At 62.1% G+C, this 18,413-nt stretch carries 19 protein-coding genes; 8 read left to right on the top strand and 11 right to left on the bottom strand.

The genetic code is table 11. The annotated features are described in order from the left end of the window. Positions 1–37: 37 nt before the first annotated feature. Positions 38–751 carry an SDR family oxidoreductase gene (locus tag FEZ60_RS24030; RefSeq protein ID WP_172937165.1) on the bottom strand — a complete coding sequence of 238 codons (714 nt, stop codon included), beginning with the start codon at positions 749–751 and terminating at the stop codon, positions 38–40. A gap of 30 nt (positions 752–781) precedes the next feature. After that, positions 782–1,858 carry an alkene reductase gene (locus tag FEZ60_RS24025; protein WP_033233795.1) on the bottom strand — a complete coding sequence of 359 codons (1,077 nt, stop codon included), beginning with the start codon at positions 1,856–1,858 and terminating at the stop codon, positions 782–784. A 160-nt stretch (positions 1,859–2,018) separates the two neighbouring features. Between FEZ60_RS24025 and FEZ60_RS24020 the strand changes: the two genes are divergently transcribed. Further along, positions 2,019–2,621, top strand: coding sequence for a TetR/AcrR family transcriptional regulator (locus tag FEZ60_RS24020; protein ID WP_172937164.1), 603 nt, complete (start codon positions 2,019–2,021; stop codon positions 2,619–2,621). Positions 2,622–2,794: 173 nt separating this feature from the next. Here FEZ60_RS24020 and FEZ60_RS24015 read toward each other — a convergent pair whose 3' ends face one another. The 5 genes from FEZ60_RS24015 to FEZ60_RS23995 all read right to left on the bottom strand — a co-directional run bounded on the left by FEZ60_RS24015 (position 2,795) and on the right by FEZ60_RS23995 (position 8,239). After that, a complete protein-coding gene (locus tag FEZ60_RS24015; protein ID WP_155276680.1) occupies positions 2,795–2,968 on the bottom strand; it encodes a hypothetical protein in 174 nt (57 codons plus the stop codon). Between the two features lie 132 nt (positions 2,969–3,100). Further along, positions 3,101–5,329 (bottom strand): MMPL family transporter, encoded by a 2,229-nt coding sequence (locus tag FEZ60_RS24010; protein ID WP_172937163.1) that lies wholly within the window; start codon positions 5,327–5,329, stop codon positions 3,101–3,103. Positions 5,330–5,492: 163 nt separating this feature from the next. Beyond that, complete coding sequence (locus FEZ60_RS24005; protein ID WP_202026459.1) at positions 5,493–6,140, bottom strand: response regulator transcription factor; 648 nt, start codon at positions 6,138–6,140, stop codon at positions 5,493–5,495. A gap of 8 nt (positions 6,141–6,148) precedes the next feature. Further along, positions 6,149–7,321, bottom strand: coding sequence for a histidine kinase (locus FEZ60_RS24000; protein WP_172937162.1), 1,173 nt, complete (start codon positions 7,319–7,321; stop codon positions 6,149–6,151). A gap of 96 nt (positions 7,322–7,417) precedes the next feature. Continuing rightward, positions 7,418–8,239, bottom strand: a complete 822-nt coding sequence (locus FEZ60_RS23995; protein ID WP_172937239.1) for a mycofactocin-coupled SDR family oxidoreductase — start codon at positions 8,237–8,239, stop codon at positions 7,418–7,420. Between the two features lie 190 nt (positions 8,240–8,429). Here FEZ60_RS23995 and FEZ60_RS23990 point away from each other — a divergent pair, with 190 nt between their 5' ends. Continuing rightward, positions 8,430–8,894, top strand: coding sequence for a hypothetical protein (locus FEZ60_RS23990; protein ID WP_033233906.1), 465 nt, complete (start codon positions 8,430–8,432; stop codon positions 8,892–8,894). A gap of 131 nt (positions 8,895–9,025) precedes the next feature. Beyond that, complete coding sequence (locus FEZ60_RS23985; protein ID WP_172937161.1) at positions 9,026–9,658, top strand: class I SAM-dependent methyltransferase; 633 nt, start codon at positions 9,026–9,028, stop codon at positions 9,656–9,658. 44 nt (positions 9,659–9,702) lie between these two features. Here FEZ60_RS23985 and FEZ60_RS23980 read toward each other — a convergent pair whose 3' ends face one another. Continuing rightward, the gene (locus FEZ60_RS23980) at positions 9,703–10,401 is read right to left on the bottom strand and encodes a hypothetical protein (protein WP_172937160.1); all 699 of its coding nucleotides are present in this window, start codon (positions 10,399–10,401) and stop codon (positions 9,703–9,705) included. Further along, on the bottom strand, positions 10,401–11,318 hold the full coding sequence (locus FEZ60_RS23975) for a LysR family transcriptional regulator (protein WP_172937159.1): 918 nt from the start codon (positions 11,316–11,318) through the stop codon (positions 10,401–10,403). Before FEZ60_RS23975 ends, FEZ60_RS23980 begins: the two co-directional genes overlap by 1 nt. A gap of 95 nt (positions 11,319–11,413) precedes the next feature. On the opposite strand from FEZ60_RS23975, the gene FEZ60_RS23970 reads away from it, so the two are divergent. From FEZ60_RS23970 to FEZ60_RS23960, 3 genes are read left to right on the top strand one after another with little or no spacing between them, the layout of a single operon-like run. After that, positions 11,414–12,616 (top strand): YbfB/YjiJ family MFS transporter, encoded by a 1,203-nt coding sequence (locus FEZ60_RS23970; protein WP_172937158.1) that lies wholly within the window; start codon positions 11,414–11,416, stop codon positions 12,614–12,616. A 45-nt stretch (positions 12,617–12,661) separates the two neighbouring features. Beyond that, positions 12,662–13,690, top strand: coding sequence for a nitronate monooxygenase (locus tag FEZ60_RS23965; protein ID WP_172937157.1), 1,029 nt, complete (start codon positions 12,662–12,664; stop codon positions 13,688–13,690). Continuing rightward, the gene (locus tag FEZ60_RS23960; RefSeq protein WP_045065799.1) at positions 13,687–14,385 is read left to right on the top strand and encodes a hypothetical protein; all 699 of its coding nucleotides are present in this window, start codon (positions 13,687–13,689) and stop codon (positions 14,383–14,385) included. Before FEZ60_RS23965 ends, FEZ60_RS23960 begins: the two co-directional genes overlap by 4 nt. A gap of 190 nt (positions 14,386–14,575) precedes the next feature. Here the strand turns inward: FEZ60_RS23960 and FEZ60_RS23955 are convergent, their stop codons facing one another. Beyond that, the gene (locus FEZ60_RS23955) at positions 14,576–15,781 is read right to left on the bottom strand and encodes a hypothetical protein (protein ID WP_172937156.1); all 1,206 of its coding nucleotides are present in this window, start codon (positions 15,779–15,781) and stop codon (positions 14,576–14,578) included. Between the two features lie 432 nt (positions 15,782–16,213). Here FEZ60_RS23955 and FEZ60_RS23950 point away from each other — a divergent pair, with 432 nt between their 5' ends. Together FEZ60_RS23950 and FEZ60_RS23945 are read left to right on the top strand one after the other, a co-directional pair. Further along, on the top strand, positions 16,214–16,432 hold the full coding sequence (locus FEZ60_RS23950; RefSeq protein WP_092804864.1) for a hypothetical protein: 219 nt from the start codon (positions 16,214–16,216) through the stop codon (positions 16,430–16,432). A 672-nt stretch (positions 16,433–17,104) separates the two neighbouring features. Further along, positions 17,105–17,734: a hypothetical protein gene (locus FEZ60_RS23945; protein ID WP_172937155.1), complete on the top strand. Its 630-nt coding sequence runs from the start codon at positions 17,105–17,107 to the stop codon at positions 17,732–17,734. Positions 17,735–17,919: 185 nt separating this feature from the next. Here the strand turns inward: FEZ60_RS23945 and FEZ60_RS23940 are convergent, their stop codons facing one another. After that, on the bottom strand, positions 17,920–18,408 hold the full coding sequence (locus FEZ60_RS23940; RefSeq protein WP_172937154.1) for a hypothetical protein: 489 nt from the start codon (positions 18,406–18,408) through the stop codon (positions 17,920–17,922). Positions 18,409–18,413: the final 5 nt, after the last annotated feature.

The following is an 18,413-nucleotide window of genomic DNA, read 5'->3' as shown; positions in this document are numbered from 1 at the left end:
GCGGTCATCTCTGTTCCGCGACGCCTCCGCTGGCTGTTCAGGCGTCGGTGGCCTTGAGCTGGGGGTAGAGCGCTTCGATGGGTGCGCTGAGTCCCGACTTGACCTGAGCGGAGGCTTCGTCGGCAAGGACTTCGTACTCGCCGGCCTCGACTGCGTCGAACACAGTGCGCACAAGATCCGCGGGCTGTGTCTTGGGATCAGTGGAGTGCGCAGCCATGGGGGTGTCGACGTAGCCGACGTGTACCCCGACGACGTGCACACCCGCAGGTGCGAGTTCGAGTCGCAGGGAATTGGTCGCCGACCACAAAGCTGCCTTGGTGGCGCTGTAAATGCCGGCGACGGCGTACCAGCTCAGTAGCGAGTGGATATCGATGATGACCGACTCGTCCTTGGCCGCAAGGACCGGGGCAAAAGCGCGGGCCAGGAAGAGGGGGCCGAGGAAGTTGGTCTCGACGTTGGTGCGGATCTCCTCATCGGTGTGGGTGAGGATGCCTGGGCTGGACGGCGAGGCGCCGGCGTTGTTGATCAGAACGGTCACGTCCGGTGCGGCGGCGACGGCGGCCTGGATGGACGAGGGATCGGTGACGTCGAGGGTGAGGGGGACGATCCGCTCGTCATCCCATGTACGAGGTGTGCGCGCGGTGGCGTAAACCTTCGACGCGCCGCGGGCAAGAGCTTCGCGGACGAAGTGAGTGCCGATGCCGCCGTTCGCTCCGGTGACGAGGACGACGGATCCGTTGAGTGAAGGCATGTCAGGCTCTTTCTGTTGCGAGGATGGTGGTCAGACGCGCGCGAGTGTCGGGTAGTCGGTGTACCCCGTTTCGCCACCGCCGTAGAGCGTGGTCGGGTCCACATCGTTGAGCGGGGCATCGTTGCGCAGGCGTTCGACGACGTCGGGGTTTGCCAGCGCGAACTGTCCCAGTGGCGCGATATCGGCCAGGTCGGCGTCGATGTCGTCGGCGATCTGCTCCCGCGTGCGTCCGTAGCGCACCACGAGTACCGCAGTCGGCCACACATCGCGGAAAGAGCGGAGCAATTCGTCGTCACCGACATGGTGGACGTGAAGATAGGCAAGGTTCAGCGCCGCGAGTTCCCCGACCAGGTGCGTGTACTGGGTTCGAACGCTTTCGATATCACCCTCGTTGATCCCGCCCAACGGCATCGACGGCGACAGTCGGATTCCCACCCGGTCGGCTCCGATCTCCTCGGCCACCGCGGCGGCGACCTCGATCACGAAGCGCGACCGGTTTTCCACCGATCCGCCGTACTGATCAGCGCGGTGGTTCGAGTTCGGCGAGAGGAATTGGTGCAGCAAGTAGCCGTTAGCGCCGTGAATTTCCACGCCGTCGGCGCCGGCCGCGATGGCGGAGGCGGCGGCGTGGCGGAAATCGGCGATCGTGGTCTCGATGTCCGAGATACTCAGCTCTCGCGGCACCGGAGTTTTCTGCGGACCTGTTGCGGTGAACATGTCCTGATCGGCAGAGATGGCCGACGGCGCTACCGGCTGGCGGTGGTGTGTGGTGTTGTCGGGGTGCGACATCCGGCCGACGTGCATCAGCTGGATGAACAACGCCCCGCCTTCGGCATGGACCGCGTCAGCGACATTCGACCAGCCCTCGATATGTGCCGGGGTGTAAATCCCCGGCGTGTTCGGGTAACCCTGGCCGTCGTCGGAGGGCTGTGTGCCCTCGGTGATGACCAGTCCGAGCGAGGCGCGCTGGCCGTAGTAGGTCGCTACGAGCGGGCCCGGGGTGCCGTCCGGATTTGCCCGGTTGCGGGTCATCGGCGCCAAGGCGAGTCTGTGCGGAAGTTCGACGCGCCCGAGAGTGAACGGCTGCCAGAGTGAAGGTGAGGTCATGAGTTGGGTGTTCCTTAGGTTGATCGGCCGGTCACGTAGGTCACCGGCGCGAAGCAGATGTGACTCTCGTGGGACGATCGAGATGAACACCTGAACCGCATCAATAGTGACTCTACTCAGAACTGAATGTACTCATAATTTATTCCGAAGGATATCCGTCATGTCATCCGTTCCCCAGCCAGCCGGACGGCGCGAGCGAAACAAGCAGCAGAAACTCGACCGCATCACAGCCGCTGCCAGTGAACTCTTCGCCGAGTACGGCGTCGACGAGGTCACCACCCAACAGATCGCCGAGAAAGCCGACGTCGGGACAGGGACGGTGTTCCTGTATGCCAAGACGAAGGGCGAATTGCTCCTACTTGTGCAGAACGCGAACTACAGCGGCGCACTCGAGCGGGGTCGTACAGATGCCGAAAACATCCCCGACGTACTCGAGGCGGTGATGGCGATCGTCCGACCGATCGTGCGATGTAACCGCACCCAGATCGACAACGGGCGCACCTACCTGCGAGAGATGGTCTTCGGTAACCCCGACGAACCGCACCACGCGGAAGCGCTCAACATCGTCGGCCAGACCGAGGAAGCCATCGCAGGCGTGCTGCGCCGAGGCGGACGGGTCGGTGAAGCCGATGCCGCGACGCTGGCGCACGTCGTCTCGGCGATCATGTTTCTTGCGATGGCGGCAACGATCAATATGGCTCGTGGTGTCGATGAGATCGACGCGGACATCAGGGGCCAGGTGGCCGCTCTCCTGCCGCATTGATCGCAAAGCCGACCCCGCGGAGTCTGTCGGCCGGCATTGCCTTTGCTGTCGGTGACGACGCCGTCGGAGGTGTCCGTTGGTCTGGTCGACCTTGTGGCCCAAGGGCGGTGGGACTTGTCAGGGATCGGCCAAGTGTTGTATTGGCGCAGGATCAGACTGCGCCTTCTCGACATTCACTCGATAAGTGGTAATTCCAGTGCGACGAGGACCAATTGCGCGCGGGTCAGTTCGAGAAACACCGAACTGCTCGGAGTCGGACCGGCGACGTAGAGATCAGCCGCGTCTTTCAGTTCCTCCAGCGATAGCTCGACTTGCTGAATTGCGCTGAGTAAGTTTGTTATTCGCACGACATCGCCTTCCATTGCTTCCTCCTGGATGCGCAGTGGCTCTCGCCCGTCGACCTAGTGGGGGAGAGTGAACGAGTTCCCAGGGGGCGGCTACGTGCCGCCCCCACAAAACACCGTGTCAATCAAGAATTGTCACGGAACCAGCACAGCTGTGGGCTGTGAATTTCCTTCGGACTTCGCGTCGGGGTGCTCGTCGAGTGCGCGGCCCTCGATATCGAGGTCGGGAATGATCTTGTCCAGCCAGCGCGGGAGCCACCATGCGCTCTTGCCCAGCAGCGCAAGCATCGCGGGCATCAAGATCATACGCACGATGAAAGCGTCCGCGAGGACTCCGACGACAAGCCCGAATGCGATCGACGCCGCGACCGCCATGGTGCTGGTGGCAAAACCGGCGAACACGAACACCATGATCGCTGCTGCCGCAACGAGAACCGGTCCGGATGTCTTGAAGCCGGATATCACCGCGTCCTTGGGCGACATTCCGCGGCTGTGCATTTCCTGGATGCGGGAGACCAGGAACACCTGGTAGTCCATGGCCAGCCCGAACAGCACTCCCACGAGGATGATCGGCAGGACGCTGAGCATCGGATCACCTTGCGGTGCAGGGATGATCGCATCCAACCAGCCCCACTGGAACACTGCGACGCTGCCGCCGAAGGCGGCGCCGACCGAGAGCAAGTATCCGAGTGTGGCGATCAACGGTACGAGTAGGGATCGGAACATGATGGTCAGGAGTACGAAGGACAGAAGGACGATCACCACGACGTATTTGATCAACGCTTGGTGCAGTGCGGCGTCCATGTCGATGCCGATTGCGGTCTCACCGGTCACTTCGAGGTGAACACCAGGCGCCATGTCTGCCCGGTCCCGAATGTTGTCGACCAGGTTCTCGGTGTTCTCGTCGATAGGGCCACCCGTCGGCACGAGGCGGAATAGTGCCGCGGTTCCGTCTTCACTGAGCACGCCCGGATCAACACTCTGTACACCGTCGAGGTTGGTGAGTTGCTCTTGCACCGCAGCGGTATTCGTTGCGTTGTCGCCTTCGGCGATCACCATCAGCGGACTTTGGATGCCGCCGAATTCTTCGACGATCAGATCGTAGGCGTGACGCTGCGTAGACGAAGGATCAAGGCCACCGGGAACGTTCTGCGCGGTTTTCATCCCGAGCAGCGGAATGGCCACGATCAGTAGGACACCGATGCCGGCGACGATCGAGATCACCGGACGCCGCACCAGGAATCCGACCCATGCTGCGAAAAATGCGTTACTACTGCGCTTTTCGTCAGCAGCATGTGACGCGACGGCAGGCACAGCTGCGACAATGTGGCGTTCCTTGCGCGGCAGCGCCCGCAGGCCGAGCGTGCGCATCAGCACCGGCAACAGGGTCAACGACATCATTACTGCGACAAGAACTCCGAACGCTCCGCCCATACCCATGTCGGTGATGAAGCTGATCCCGACCACGCGCAAACCGGCCAATGCGATGATGACGGTCAGGCCGGCGAACACGACTGCTGTTCCGGCCGTGCCGACTGCCCGGCCGACAGCCTTCTCGATGCTGTGACCATCGCGTAGTTCGGCGCGGAATCTTGTGAGGATGAACAGGCTGTAGTCGATACCTACTGCCAAGCCGAGCATGGTGCCCAAGGTGATGGTGGTCGGTTCGATCGGGCTGATGGTGCCGTAGGCCAGGACCCCGAGGGTGCCGACGGCGACGCCGCTGAGCGCAACGAGCATGTTCGCGCCCGCGGCAAGAAGGGAACCGAAGGTGAGAAACAGAACGACGAATGCCACAAGGACGCCGGCAATTTCGCCGATACCGCCTACCGAGGTCGCGGGTTCGAAGAGTTGCCCACCGACCTCTGCCACCAGGGTGTTCGGAGCGGTGTCCGCGACTGCCAAAATAGCGTCATATGCGGCATGCTGCTGGTCTTCGTCCATCGCAGCGAAAATGACAGTCGAGACGGCGGTCGTCATGTCCGCTGAAACGAATGGGTGCGACGAGTCGAACGGGTCGCTGACTGTGACGACATCCGCGACAGTCGACGCAGAGTCGAGTAGACCGTCGATCTGAGTGCGCACATCGGTATCCGTCACGCTCGCGCCGCCGGTTGTCTGCATCACCAACTGCACACTGCCCGGTGCTCTTTCGGGCTGGCCGGTGGACGGGAACTTCTGGTTCATCACCTCCATGGCCTGTGAAGCCCGGGTGTCCGGAATCGACGCCGACGCGCTCTCCTCCGACGACCCACCCGAGACCAATACGCCCGCCAGCGCAAAAAGCGCGAGTAGCCACGCGAGGACGACAAGAAGTCGGTGGCGGGCGCTGAATCGCCCTATCCACGCTAGTACGAGGGGCATGATTCTCCTGACAAGAAAGTGAAAACAGTTCGCACACAACAACTCATGCGAAGAGGACTGTTTCAGTTTCCCTGGGAAGCGGCCCAACGTCGTCGTCCATCGAGACCGAAATAACTACTGTAAATGAAGTACACCGGCCGGGGCAGGCAGCCCAAACACGCGATCAGGCGACCAACCCAGCCTGATAGGCAAATACAATCAACTGGGCACGATCCCGGGCGCCCACCTTGATCATCGCGCGGCCCGCATGAGTCTTCACGGTGAACGGAGACAGGAACATGTCGGACGCAATCTCGGTATTGCTCTTGCCTGCAGCTGCGGCGATTACCACCTCGCGCTCACGAGGAGTCAGCGCAGAGAACCGAGCAGCCAGCGCCGCGTCCACTGTGCGCACTGGTTGTTCGGAGACTCGGCTGATTACCGATGCTGCAGCCGAACCCGACAGTGCGCCACCACCACTGGCTACTGCTTCGATACCAGTGGCTAGTTCGGTGGGACTGACAGCTTTGCTCAGGAACCCGTTGGCGCCGGCTTGCAGTGCTGCCAGCACTGTCGCATCGTGATCGAAGGTTGTCAGAACGATAATTTTGACGGTCTCTGCCGGTGCGAACTCGCGGATGCGTCGAATCGTTTCCACGCCGTCGATGCCCGGCATACGAATATCCATCAATATGACGTCGATCTGGTCGGTCCTCGCCACTTCGACTGCCTGGTACCCGTCGGCGACATCCGTCACGACCTCGATACGGTCGTTTCCGGCGAGGATGGCACGCAGCCCTTGGCGAATCATTTCCTGGTCGTCGACGATCATTACCCGTATCACCGGATCGACCTCCCTTGGGTGGGTATGGTCGCTTTCACTGTGAACATCGTTTCGTCGCCTCCGATATCGAGCACACCACCGGCAGATGTCGCACGCTCACGCATCCCTACCAAACCGTAGCCTTCTCCCGGTCGATTTCTCGATCCGATACTGCCGCGTCGATTGGCTACCTCGACGACGATGGAACCGCCTGCGGATCTGAGCGTCAGGTCGACCTCACTGTCTCCGTGCCGATGCGCGTTGGTCAAGGCTTCCTGCACGATCCGATAGGTTGCCGCGTCGACAGTTGGATCCAACTTATCTGCAACTGTGTCGATTTCGGCATTGACTTTCAACCCGATCCGTCGGTAGGAATCGATCAGTCCGGAAATCTGATCGACACCCGGAACGGGTTGGGTCTGATCCTCGATGGGGCTCGAATCACCGCGCAATATATTCAGAATACTTTGAGTCTCGTTGAGTACCGCTGAAACGCCGACGCGGGCCGCGTCGAGCGCCTGCCGAGATCGTTCCGAATCCGGAGGCAGATTCACCTCCGCCACACCAAGATTCATACTCACTACGGCAACTTCATGGCCGACCATGTCGTGGAGATCGCGCGCGATCCGCAAACGTTCTTCTGCGACACGCCGATTCGTTTCACTCTCACGCGTGGCAATCGCATCCAGTGCCCGTTCCTCGAGTGCCTTCCAGTAGCGCTCTCGGTTGCGGAGAGCGTTTCCTGCGGCGGCTGCTGCTATCGCGGAAGCGAATCCCGCAACAGCGGCCGAGTCGAGAAGTCCGGCGGAATCGGCGTACACGGAAGCTGCGTAGGCCACGAAGCCTGCGGCCAGGCCGGTGCCCAGCCCGGAGGTCCCACGCAGAGTCAGCGAAAAGACAGTGAAGACCGCAACAGTCCATGGCACCAAAGGATCCCAGAAGATTGCATCGATCACGGACCCTGCCAGTACAACAGTCAGACCAGCCCACGTATAGCGCCGCGATATGGCGACGCCGAGAGCAGTGACTGCGATGGCAACGTACCCACCGAGTGGTGCAGATTCGGCCACCATCCGAAATGCCTCGGTGCATACGGCGAGTATCGAGACCACCAGAGCTATCCGGTCCAGCGCCTCGACCTGCCGGAACCATGGGCGCCGGATGAGGTTTTCGAATTCGAGCAAGGACATAGTCGCCATTCTCCTCCCCGCCCAGAGGGAGGCGTCGCGGAACGTGGCATCGTCGCTCGCCTGTGCTGGGGATTCGCAACGATCCGCCGCCGTGTGTCAGCGGTTGGTACGTCCTAGGTCCACGGGCAGTTGGATACCGGTGACGTGGCGGGCTTCGTTGGATGCGATCCAGGCAACAGCTGCCGCGATGTCTTCGGACTGGCTCACCTGGTCAGGGAGACTTCCCATGAACAGCAATTCGAGGTCCTGGCGCGTCTCCATCTTTTGATGCAGTTCGGGGACGGTGAGACCTGTGGCGACACCGTGGGGATGGACGGTGTTGACGCGAATTCGATACCTTGCCAGTTCGTTCGCCATCGTCTTCGCGAGACCTGTCACCCCGTGCTTGGCAGCTGCGTAGTCCGCAAGAAACGGTAGGCCCTTCAGTCCGGCGACCGAGCTGGTGAAGACGATCGCGCCGCCGGTCGCCTGTTCGATCAGGATCGGTACCGTCGCTTTGGCGGTGTAGAAGGCGCCGTGCAAGTTGTTGTCGATGGTGGCGTGCCAGTGATCTAGATCGATTTCCCAGGACAAGGATGCGGTGGTCATGCCTGCGTTGGCAACGACTACGTCGAGCCTGCCCAGTTCGCCGACTCCGTGTTCGACTGCGGCTGTGAGGGCATCGAAGTCGGTGATGTCGGTAATGCTTGTGACGATGCGCCGGCCGTGTTGCTCGACCAGCCGCACTGTTTCCGCGAGGTCTTCTGGTGTGGCACCGGCATATTCGGTAGTAGGTAAGTCTGCACAGATATCGAGGGCGATGATGTCTGCGCCTTCAGCGGCGAAGCGGACTGCTTCGGCGCGTCCTTGGCCGCGGGCGGCTCCGGTGATGAAGACGACTTTGCCTTCGTAGCGCCGGGCATTGGGTGCGTCGGGGATCGTCCAGATGGATCAACTTCGACTACTGCATTTGGAGTAGACGTGAACCCGTTGCGACGCTCCCAGCGAGGTCGGCGACCGAGTTGCCGTACCTCCCTCTTTCGCAACGCTCGTGAGAATGGTGTGCTGGATGAGTCACCTCCCGGTTTTTGGACCGGAGCGGATCATCCAAGTGTTCAAGGAAGGCGCCATGACCACGATCCATCTTCACCAGACGACCACCGCGACGCCCGAGCAGGTCCTTGCCGGGCTGACCGACTTCGGCCCGGGGCGCGAGGAAATCTTCGGCCGCAGCGCAGACAACTACCTCAAAGTGCACCACGAAGGCCCCCACGATGCCGATGTCACGGAGGGCTCGGGGGGTATCTGGGAACGACTGCACTACGACTGGACTGACCCGCATCGCGTCGTGATGACGACCACCGACTCGAACTTGTGGGGTGGCGCGTCCGGCCACACCTACACTCTGACGCAGCAACCCACAGGTATCACCGATGTAGATGCAGTCGTGGTCCGCGACGGGAAGAACCTCAAGGGAAAGCTCCTGGCATCAGTACTCGGACTCTTCGGCTCTCAAGTGTTGGGTAAGTCGTTCAAGAAGTCCGTCGAGGCTATCGAAGCTCGGGGCGGCGGCGCGAACGGAGACGGTAAGTAGAGGCGCTAGAAGTGTGATCCTAAGGGCTGTATGAAGATTCGCAAGTTCGGCCATTACTGCGAAGGTAGTGTTCGCGGCGTAGAACTTAAATCTGTTTCGGGCCACTACACAGATCGGCGATCATTGACGGCATGGAGAACTCGAGCGCCGGCCGACGCGAAATCGTCCGAGAGTCGTATTCGGCCAGATCCCAGGAGTACACCGATCTCTTCGGCTCGATGGAGTCGACGCACCCATCCGATCGGGCCCTGGTGACCAGCTGGGCCGCCAGCCTGACAGGTCCCGTGCTCGACGCTGGGTGCGGGCCTGGGCAGTGGACGGACTTCTTGGCCCAGAGTGGACTGGCTGTGAGCGGGATTGATCTGGTTCCTCAGTTCGTTGAACGAGCCCGTGCGCAGTACCCAGATCTTTCCTTCGATATCGGGGGCTTCGAGGCAATGGACGCCGAGGCAGATTCTCTGGGGGGAGTGCTGTCCTGGTACTCACTCATCCACCACAATCCGCAAGATATCGAGGCGCCGCTCGCCGAGTTCGCGCGTGTGATTCGGCCGGGTGGTGGGTTGCTGGTTGGTTTCTTCGAAGGCGCAGCCGTAGAGCCTTTCGATCACGCGGCGACGACTGGCTATCGATGGCCGGTGGCCGAACTCAGCCGGGTTCTGGCTACAGCGGGCTTCGAAGTGGTCGAGACCCATACCCGAACGGGAAGCGGTTACCGACCCCACGGCGCAATTTCTGCCAGGCGGCGGAGCGGCGAGAACACGTAGACGCGCGAAGGGTGAAGCGAGGGTCCATGATGCCGCGAACGGCATCAGAAGATTGCCCGATCCAGTGGACGCGGAAGAGGTTCGAGCGCCCCGGCGCCGCGGAAGCGCTCGTATGCTCTGACGACTGCATCGACATCACCGGCCGCCCCGATCCGTAACAGCACGCCACCACCCGGTAATGCGGCAATTTCTGCTTTCAGGTTGTCGGGGACTGCTTCAGCGCGTCCGGCGCAGAGGTAGCCGACTCGGCCGATTACGGGATCGCCGACGCGAAATCCGGCTTCGTCTTCGAGAGCGTCGAGGATGTTGTCGTCGGTGACGTCTCCGAAATCAGGTTCCCATACAGCGGCGAGCATCCGAAGTAGTTCCGTCTCAGGAACTTCGGCAGTGTCCGGCGCGCTGACAGCAAGAACCATCGACTGAAGAATAATTTCCGGTTCGCCGCCGGCTAATCCAGATAGCTCAAGTCCCCAATCGGGATCGCTACCGGATACGAGCCTCAATCCAATTCCCAGACGATCCGACCAGTCTTCGGCAGCCTGCGCGTTCTCTAGCAGCTGTGCCAACTGGTCGACGGTTACGGAAGTGGCAGGTCCGGAGGAATGGACCTGTTGCCACGATCCGTCGACCGACTCGGGCAACAGGAACTCGACTTGTTCCAAGGTTTGGCGCCACCGGGTGGCCACGGCTTGCACCGATTCCGGACGTCGTCCCCAGAAAACGCGAATAGCCCGTCGTGTCATCAATGCCTCCGGTAAGGATCGTCCATGGGCAGCCATATTCCGTATTCGTGGATTCCGAGATCAGCGACGTCCCGGGTGAGAGCGTCGACGGCCGCGAGAACTGCAGGACGCGTTTCGTTCTCGCGACACAGGAGTGACCACGTCCAGATTGCCGCGGGGTCGATCACCGGACGTGCAGTGAGATCGCTTGGCAGCGTGATGGTCTGCCCTTTGGGCGAGTTGACGACCGGACGGCCGATGGCACGGACGTGATCGAAGAATGCCGGGCCGGTGATACCACCGTCGTTGATGCGCAGGATCTGTGCGCCGGTATCGCGAGCGAATTCTTCGGCGTAGACGTTCCACGAATACCAGGAGGTGGTGTCGTCGTCGACTAGTACGACCACGTCTCGCGCCTGCACCGGTGTGGTGTCAACTCCGGCAGAGACCGCGTAGAGCCGATCCGCGCCGAGCAGTCTGGCCTTCAGACCATGTTGGGCGACCTCGGTTTTCCGTACCCAGGCGATCGCCAGGTCGAGGCTGCCGTCCGCCACCCGCGCGGCCTGCGCGTGCGAGGGCACCACCCAGGGGTCGATGTGCAGTTGCGCGACCCCCGAAGTGCGCGCGATCAGATCCGTGGGGAGCCAATTGACGTAGCCGATGCGGACGGGCTCTGCTCCGGACAGACGCTCCGCGCGTCGACGCAGATTCTCGGCTCTCTCGAGTAGCGCGCGGACGTCGGGGAGCAGCGCCGAGCCGGCCGGCGTCAGAGCGACGGAACGGCGGTCGCGGACGAACAGCTTGACGCCGAGGTCGCGTTCGAGTGCCATGATCTGCTGCGACAATGACGGCCCGGCTATCAGTAGCCGCGCCGCGGCTCGGCCGAAGTGCAGTTCTTCGGCGACGACCTCGAAGTATCTCAGCTGACGCAGCTCCACGATCCTTCATGCTACGTGCGGTGGGAGGTTGTGCCTATCAGTCAGGAGCAAAGCGGTCGTGGCGGTCCGGCGCGGCCGCGGCACACGATAAGACCATGACCACAGTCCACAACGGTGTCTCCCCGCGAGCGCACGCCGTCCAAGCTGCCGCTGCGCTGGCCGCGAGCATGGGAATCGGTCGATTCGTCTACACACCGATTCTGCCGTTGATGCACACGCAGGCCGGTCTGTCCGCCTCGCTCGGCGCCACCTTGGCCACGGCCAACTACGTCGGGTACCTGATCGGCGCGCTCGCGGGAATCCTCATTCCCGGCGTGGTGCGCTCGGCAGCGGTGATGCGTACGTCGTTGGTGGTCCTCATCGCGACTTTGGCGCTCATGCCCACTACCCACGACGGATCGATCTGGTTCGGCCTGAGGCTCGTCGCAGGCATTGCCAGTGCGCTCGTATTCATGATCGTCGTCAGCGCTTTGCACGCGCACCTTCGGGGGCAGTCCCAATTCCTGGCCGGATGGGGATTCGGCGGAGTTGGGTTGGGTATCGCCCTGTCCGGGGTCCTCGTGTTCGTCGTCCGCTTCGTCGGCACCTGGAGCGCTGCCTGGCTGGCATCTGCTGCCCTCGCAGTGGTGTGTGCGGCCGTAGCCTGGGGGCTGACACCGGAACCGCGTCCGATCATCACACCGGACGCGCCGGGAACTCCCAGTCCCCAATCCTGGTTCACCGCCCTGTTCATCAGTTATTTCCTGGAAGGCATCGGGTACATCATCGCGGGCACGTTCCTTGTTGCCGCAATCGATCTCGCCGCACCTGAATGGGTGGGCAGCGGCGCTTGGATAGTCGTCGGGTTGGCCGCATTTCCCTCGTGCGCCCTGTGGGCCTGGCTCAGCCTGCGTTGGTCGCGGCCGACCCTCCTACTCGCTGCCCTGTTGATTCAGGCGGTCGGCATAGCGCTGCCTGCTCTGATCGGCGGCGTCGGCCCCGCGCTGATCTCCGCTTTTCTGTTCGGCGTGACCTTCCTCGGTATCGGGTCGATCGTGTTGGCCATCGGCGCGCACCTGCAGTTCCCACGCGCCGTGGCGTTGCTGACCGCTGGATACAGCGTCGGTCAGATTCTCGGTCCACTCGTCGTCACTCCGTTGCTGCGAGACGGGTATCGCGACGCTCTGCTACTCGGTGCTGCCATCGTCCTGGCCGCTGCCTGTGCCGCCGCAGCATTGCGGTTCCGATTCCCCCATGATGTCGACGCGGCTCCCCGGAAAGTAACCCCGAATGAGGAGGCAGTTTTTGATGTCAGATGATGAAACGGTCGGAGCGCTATCCGTCGTAGGAGTGGAGATGTTCGAATGAGTGCACTCACAACCGATCTCGATCTCGAGATCCCCATCATCGCGGCACCTATGGCCGGCGGTGCTTCCACACCGGCGCTCGTAGCTGCTGCTTCTCGGGCAGGCGGGCTCGGCTTCCTCGCCGCCGGGTACAAGACGCCTCAGGCTCTGTCCGACCAGATCGACGCCGTGCGCGCCGAGGGAGTGTCGTTCGGTGTCAACGTCTTTGCGCCCAACCCGGTGCCTGTCGACGTCGATGCCTACCGTGCCTATGCCAGGGCGATCCAGGTCGAGGCGGATCGCTATGACATCACATTGGCTGACGGTGAGCCGGTCGAAGACGACGACTACTTCTCGGACAAGATCGATCTGCTCCTGGCCAGCCCGGTTCCGGTGGTCAGCTTCACCTTCGGCTTTCCCGCACCCGGCGTCATCAAGGCGCTGCGCATTGCCGGTTCACTTGTCGTCCTCACTGTGACTTCGGAGGCAGAGGCACTTCTTGCCGTCGACGCCGGTGTCGATCTGCTTGTCGTGCAATCTTCGGCTGCGGGCGGCCACTCCGGAACGCTCACTCCCCTGCAGGTTCCGGCCGAAACGCCGATCGCCGAACTGATCGCACAAATCCGTCATCGCACCTCTGTTCCGCTATTGGCGGCAGGTGGACTGGCGACCTCAGCGGATGTCGCTGCGGCATTGCACGCCGGAGCAACGGCGGCAGTAGTCGGTACCGTCCTGCTGCGTACCGAGGAGAGCGGTGCTTCAGCTCCCCACAAGGCGGCCCTAGCCGACCCCTCCCGCGGAAACACCGTTTTCACAAGAGTTTTCACGGGTCGCCCCGCCCGGGCGCTTCGGAACGAATTCATCGATCGCTACGACGCGCAAGCGCCCATCGGGTATCCGGCCATCCATCACCTGACTAACCCCATGCGCAAAGCCGCTGTTGCGCAGGCAGATCCCGAGCGCATGCACCTATGGGCCGGCACTGGTTATCGCCACGCGACGGAGGAACCAGCCGGGGTAGTGCTTTCGCGATTGGCTGACCTGTGACGGCGCGGACACCGGACATCACATTGCCCGAGGTGGTGACATACGACGGGCTGCCCAGTGGTGCACACTCGCTTCGAGTCAAGCGTTCTGATGATGCATTTCAGCGGCTGCAGACATTCCTGGAAGCCTGCACCGAACCAGTGTCGTTGCCGTCGTGGACGTTCGAGATCTACAAGGGTGGGCCATCCGAGCCGACCGCGCAGTTGTCATCGTTCGCTACCGAGCTCTTCGGTGGGCCCCGCTACAAAGCGCAAACCCATACCGAGTGGAACGTTCCACCCGGATCCGTCAACGAAGCGCTCGATGCCCTCGTTGGTTGCGATGCAGTCACAACCCACGGACGTTCTTTGGCGGCGCTGACCTACAGCACCCGCGTGCGCTTGATCGACCCGGACACCCGCGCTCCATACGCCGATATCACTCCGGACGCGTTCGGCCGCTTTGCCGTCGACGGATACGGCCGGCGCCTGGGGGAGTCGGGCATACGCGCAACCCTTGGCAACGCCGCATCCTCACTGTCTCTGTGGCTCAACCTGCCTGCAGACGAACGGTTGTCGTCCGGTGCTCGTCACCTACAAGACCATCTCCCGTTCCGGCTGTCCGCGAAACACTGGCGACTGTGGCGACCCACCCGTAGCGGAGACTCGTACCGTTCCAACAAGATTCCTTCGCCCATCCACCTGCACAATTCGTGACTCTCGCACTTCAAGTCGGTGAAGGCCGAACCGCCGGATACCTCGGGTCCGTGCAGTAGGAGACCCTGCCGGCCAGAGCTTGTCGTCGTTCACCGCCGGATTTTCGAATGTCGATGGCCGCCCATCCCGGAGTGGGATGAGCGGCCGCGATTCGTATTGCGTTGGTATCCAACAGGCTAGGACGCCGAGGTCAGGACCCGAAGTTCTCGAGTGATCCGAGAAGTCCGGTCGCAGGTGGCGGAGTCTGGGTGACCTCGATCGTCACATCGGCGAGGACGGCCGGTGTACCGAAGCCGTTGGACGCGGTCATCGAGAAAGTGAACGATCCTGCCGTGGTGGGGGTTCCGGACAGGACGCCGGCCGCGCTGAGTTCGAGTCCGTCGGGCAATGTGCCGTCGGTGACGGTCACCGTGGGGGCGGGTTGTCCGGTCACGGTGAAGGTGTGGGTGTATGGCGTGTTGACGGCGCCCGTGGGAGGTGTCCCGTCGAGGGTGGGTGCCTTGTCGATCGCGATTACGGAGACCAATTGCCGGCTGCTGTCGACGACGTAGGCATGCGCGCCGTCGGGGGTGATCGCAATCCCACGAAGATACGCGCCGACCGGGATCTCTTCGATGACTGCCTTGGTGGCGAGGTCGATCACCGACACCTTGCCGGGGCTGGTGTCGTGGGTGACGTAGGCGCGGCTGCCGTCGGGGGTGATTGCCACGCTGCGAAGCCGCACGCCGACTGTGAACTCTTCGACGACGGTGTTGCTGGCGGTGTCGATCACCGATATATAGCCTGAATTGGTTTCGTGACTGACGTAGGCGCGGCTGCCGTCGGGGGTGATTGCCACCCCGCTGGGCCACCCGTCGATACGTATGGGACCGCCGATGACAGTGCTGGTGGCGGTATCGACCACCCAGACCCCGGCAGGTTCGACGGCGGTTATGTAGGCGCGGGTTCCGTCGGGGGTGAACGCCACCCCGTTGGAATAGGTGGGGATAGCGACTTCGCCGACCTTTGCATTGGTGGCGGTATCGATCACCGATACGTTGCCGGGAATGGTGTCGTGAGTGACGTAAGCGCGGGTTCCGTCGGGGGTGAACGCCATGCCTACCGACCGCGAGCCGACCTCGATGGGGTTGCCGATGACTGCATTGGTGGCGGTGTCGATCACCAACAAAGCGCCGGGATAGGTTTCGTGCGCTACGTAGGCGCGGCTGCCGTCGGGGGAGATCGCCACCCCGCGAGCCTGTGCGGCGACCGGGATGGTGGTGTCGAGGACAGTGTCCGCGGCGGCGATACCGCCGGCATTGCCGAGCGTCATGGCTAGCGCCAGAACCGCAGCGCCGAATGCCGCGGTGGTCCGAGATTGACTCTGAGATAATGCTTTTCGATTGAGAATATCCATAAAGAAGCAAACCCTTCCAGTCGTCAGCGCTCCGTACCGGGATGCGCAGCGGCCACAGGAAGGTAACCACCACATCGGAAGATATAGAACATTTCGCTTGTATGTAAGAGTTTCAAGTGGCCATTAGAGGACACTTGCACCTAGTGGCCATGATCGCCCCATGGACTCCGCGACCCCTATCGTCGAGATGAGTGCTGAGATGAGTGCCAATCTCCAGGGTGGCATGACCGAAGCGGACCGAAAACGGTACGCCCGATTGCAAAGTCGCGACTAGCACCGGGTTTGGGCCACGCAGCAGTCATCCTTTGACCTCGTCGGAGACAGGCGTGTAATAGATCCATGAGTCAACGCAAGTCCACATTTTGAAGTTCGGCGGGTGCGACCCTCGAATCTCTCTTGTCGTGAGCGCCGACGAAATTGAGGAGACAGACAATGATGCAAGATGAGGTGCCGCTGTCGGTCTACCGAATTACGAGCGACGATCTGGTAGACGAGTACCAATCCCTGTACAACAGGTTTGATCGCCTCACCCCGAACCAAAAAGCACGGTTCTATTTTGTGAACGAAGAAATGAAGGCCCGCGGGCTTGGACACGGCATGCCGACCCCCACCACGCACGATCGCAACGATGCCTGGGACGGGGAAATCTGAGATCGCTTTGGTTCCTCGGTACCCAGCAGCCGAATTCGATGACCAATACACGGTGTCGAAGACAGTCGCCGACTTTTCTTCTGTTGAACTATAGGCAGGTAGGGCGCAGTTTTACAGATGAAGAGCGAAGAGGCAGAACGTTTGATCGCTCATGCGGTGACGCGGTTGTCCGCGAAGTATCCGTCGGTGTCCGCCGACGTTGTCGCACAAGTGGTGGCATCGGTGCACGCTCATTTCGACGGCCACCGATGCCTGGGACACCCCTCACGATCCGACGGTCGAATCTGCGCGGCTGTGCCAGCTCGAGGCCGATTTCGCGTATGGCATGAATGAAGGCCGCAGTTATGCCCGTTTCCAGCACACAGTGACCGACGGCGGGCGTATCTGGTTCTTCGTTGAGCCGGCCCCGAAGGGCGCGAAGTCGAAGCACGCGGGGGGTGGGGGCTGTTGGGGCGGTGTGTGACTGGGCATCCGAAGGAACCGAGTAGAACTGTTCGAGGAGAAGCGGAGCCGCTTCTAATTGCTGTCCGACCGGCGCGAAGAGAAAAGCACTCGTACATTCTTTCGCCCACAGGTCCGGATTTCATCATTGCTTTGCCTTGGCCCCGTGGAGGAGTGTGAGAGAGGGGGATTGACCCGTCGGTGCCGTCGAGGCGCCGACCGAGAAGAAAGGTGTCGATCGTGTATGCACGCTCTACAACCATTGATGCGCAGCCGTCGTTCATCGACGTCGGGATCAAGCACATGCGCGATACCGTGATGCCCGCGCTCGCCGGCATCGACGGCTGCGCCGGACTGTCCCTGCTGGTCGACCACAGCTCCGGTCGGTGCATCGCCACCAGCTCCTGGACGGACGAGGATTCCCTTCGTGCGAGCGAAGGACCGGTCCTGCAGCTCCGCGCCGGCATGGCTGAGGTCTTCCATGGCGCCACTACCGTCGCGCGGTGGGACATTGCCGTCCTGCATCGTGACCACCGCTCACACCGTGGCGCTTGCGTGCGGGTCACATGGCTCGAGGTCGAGCCGGGCCACCTCGAGCGCGCAGTCGACGTGTACAAGATGGCCTCCCTGCCCATGATGCAAGACCTCGAGGGGTTCTGCAGTGCCAGCTTGCTGGTCGATCCTGCCGCCGGTCGCGCCGTGTCGTCGGTGACCTTCGACAGCGCTGCGGCGATGAATGGCAACAGGGAGGAGTTCGAGACCATCAGAACTTCGGGAATCCGTGAGTCCGGTGCGCGGCTTCTCGAGGTACGTGAGTTCGAGCTGGCGATCGCTCATCTGCACGTACCCGAGATGGCCTGACGACGATCGTCGATGAGGCGTTAGTGGGCCTCGTCGCCCTGGTGTGTGCCTTCGTGCCCTTGGTAGGGGACTTCGTCGCTGTTCGTGCCGGTCTGATCGCCGTGGGGTTTGGGTGGATCGGCGACGGCCGGGTCGACCAGAGCGCCGCTACCAACCACCGCGACGCCGTACTCGGCGGCGAAACGCTACAAAGCAGACCTCTGGCACAGTGTTCCGATTTCCGCGATAATGCGATCAGCGCTGCGAGCCACCCACACGGCCTTGTCGCCTCGCAGCGTCGGCATCAACATTCTTTGTCCCTCAATAGGCCACTGCACAAATCCGCCGGCCAGCTCATCCTGGACTTCTCCGGCGATCAGGGCCGTCAGCTCCTGCACAGACTGTTCGATGCGTGGCCCGCCGAACCCGAGGTCCCTCAGCGGACTGGTTCCTGCACTCTTGTGCTTCGGCCGCGGGCCAGGCTTGAGCGCGAGGTGGCAGTGACCGTCATCGAGCAACGAGATAGTCCACAGGCAGTTCTCGATGTACGTATCTGGGCCATGCCATCGGCATTGCAGATCCCTGCCGACGGCCTGGCACGCAGTGACGACGTTGGTGGGGGCGCCGTCTGGTGCATCCGGCCCCGTGATCGGAAAGGTCCAGACCCCCACGTAGTCGATGTCGGGCACATACATGCCTT

It is taken from the genome of Rhodococcus sp. MS16 (assembly GCF_013277795.1).
In the GTDB taxonomy this organism is placed as follows: domain Bacteria; phylum Actinomycetota; class Actinomycetes; order Mycobacteriales; family Mycobacteriaceae; genus Rhodococcus_F; species Rhodococcus_F globerula.
The sequence above is the reverse complement of the archived record's forward strand: the minus strand, read 5'-3'. Positions and strand labels throughout refer to the sequence as shown.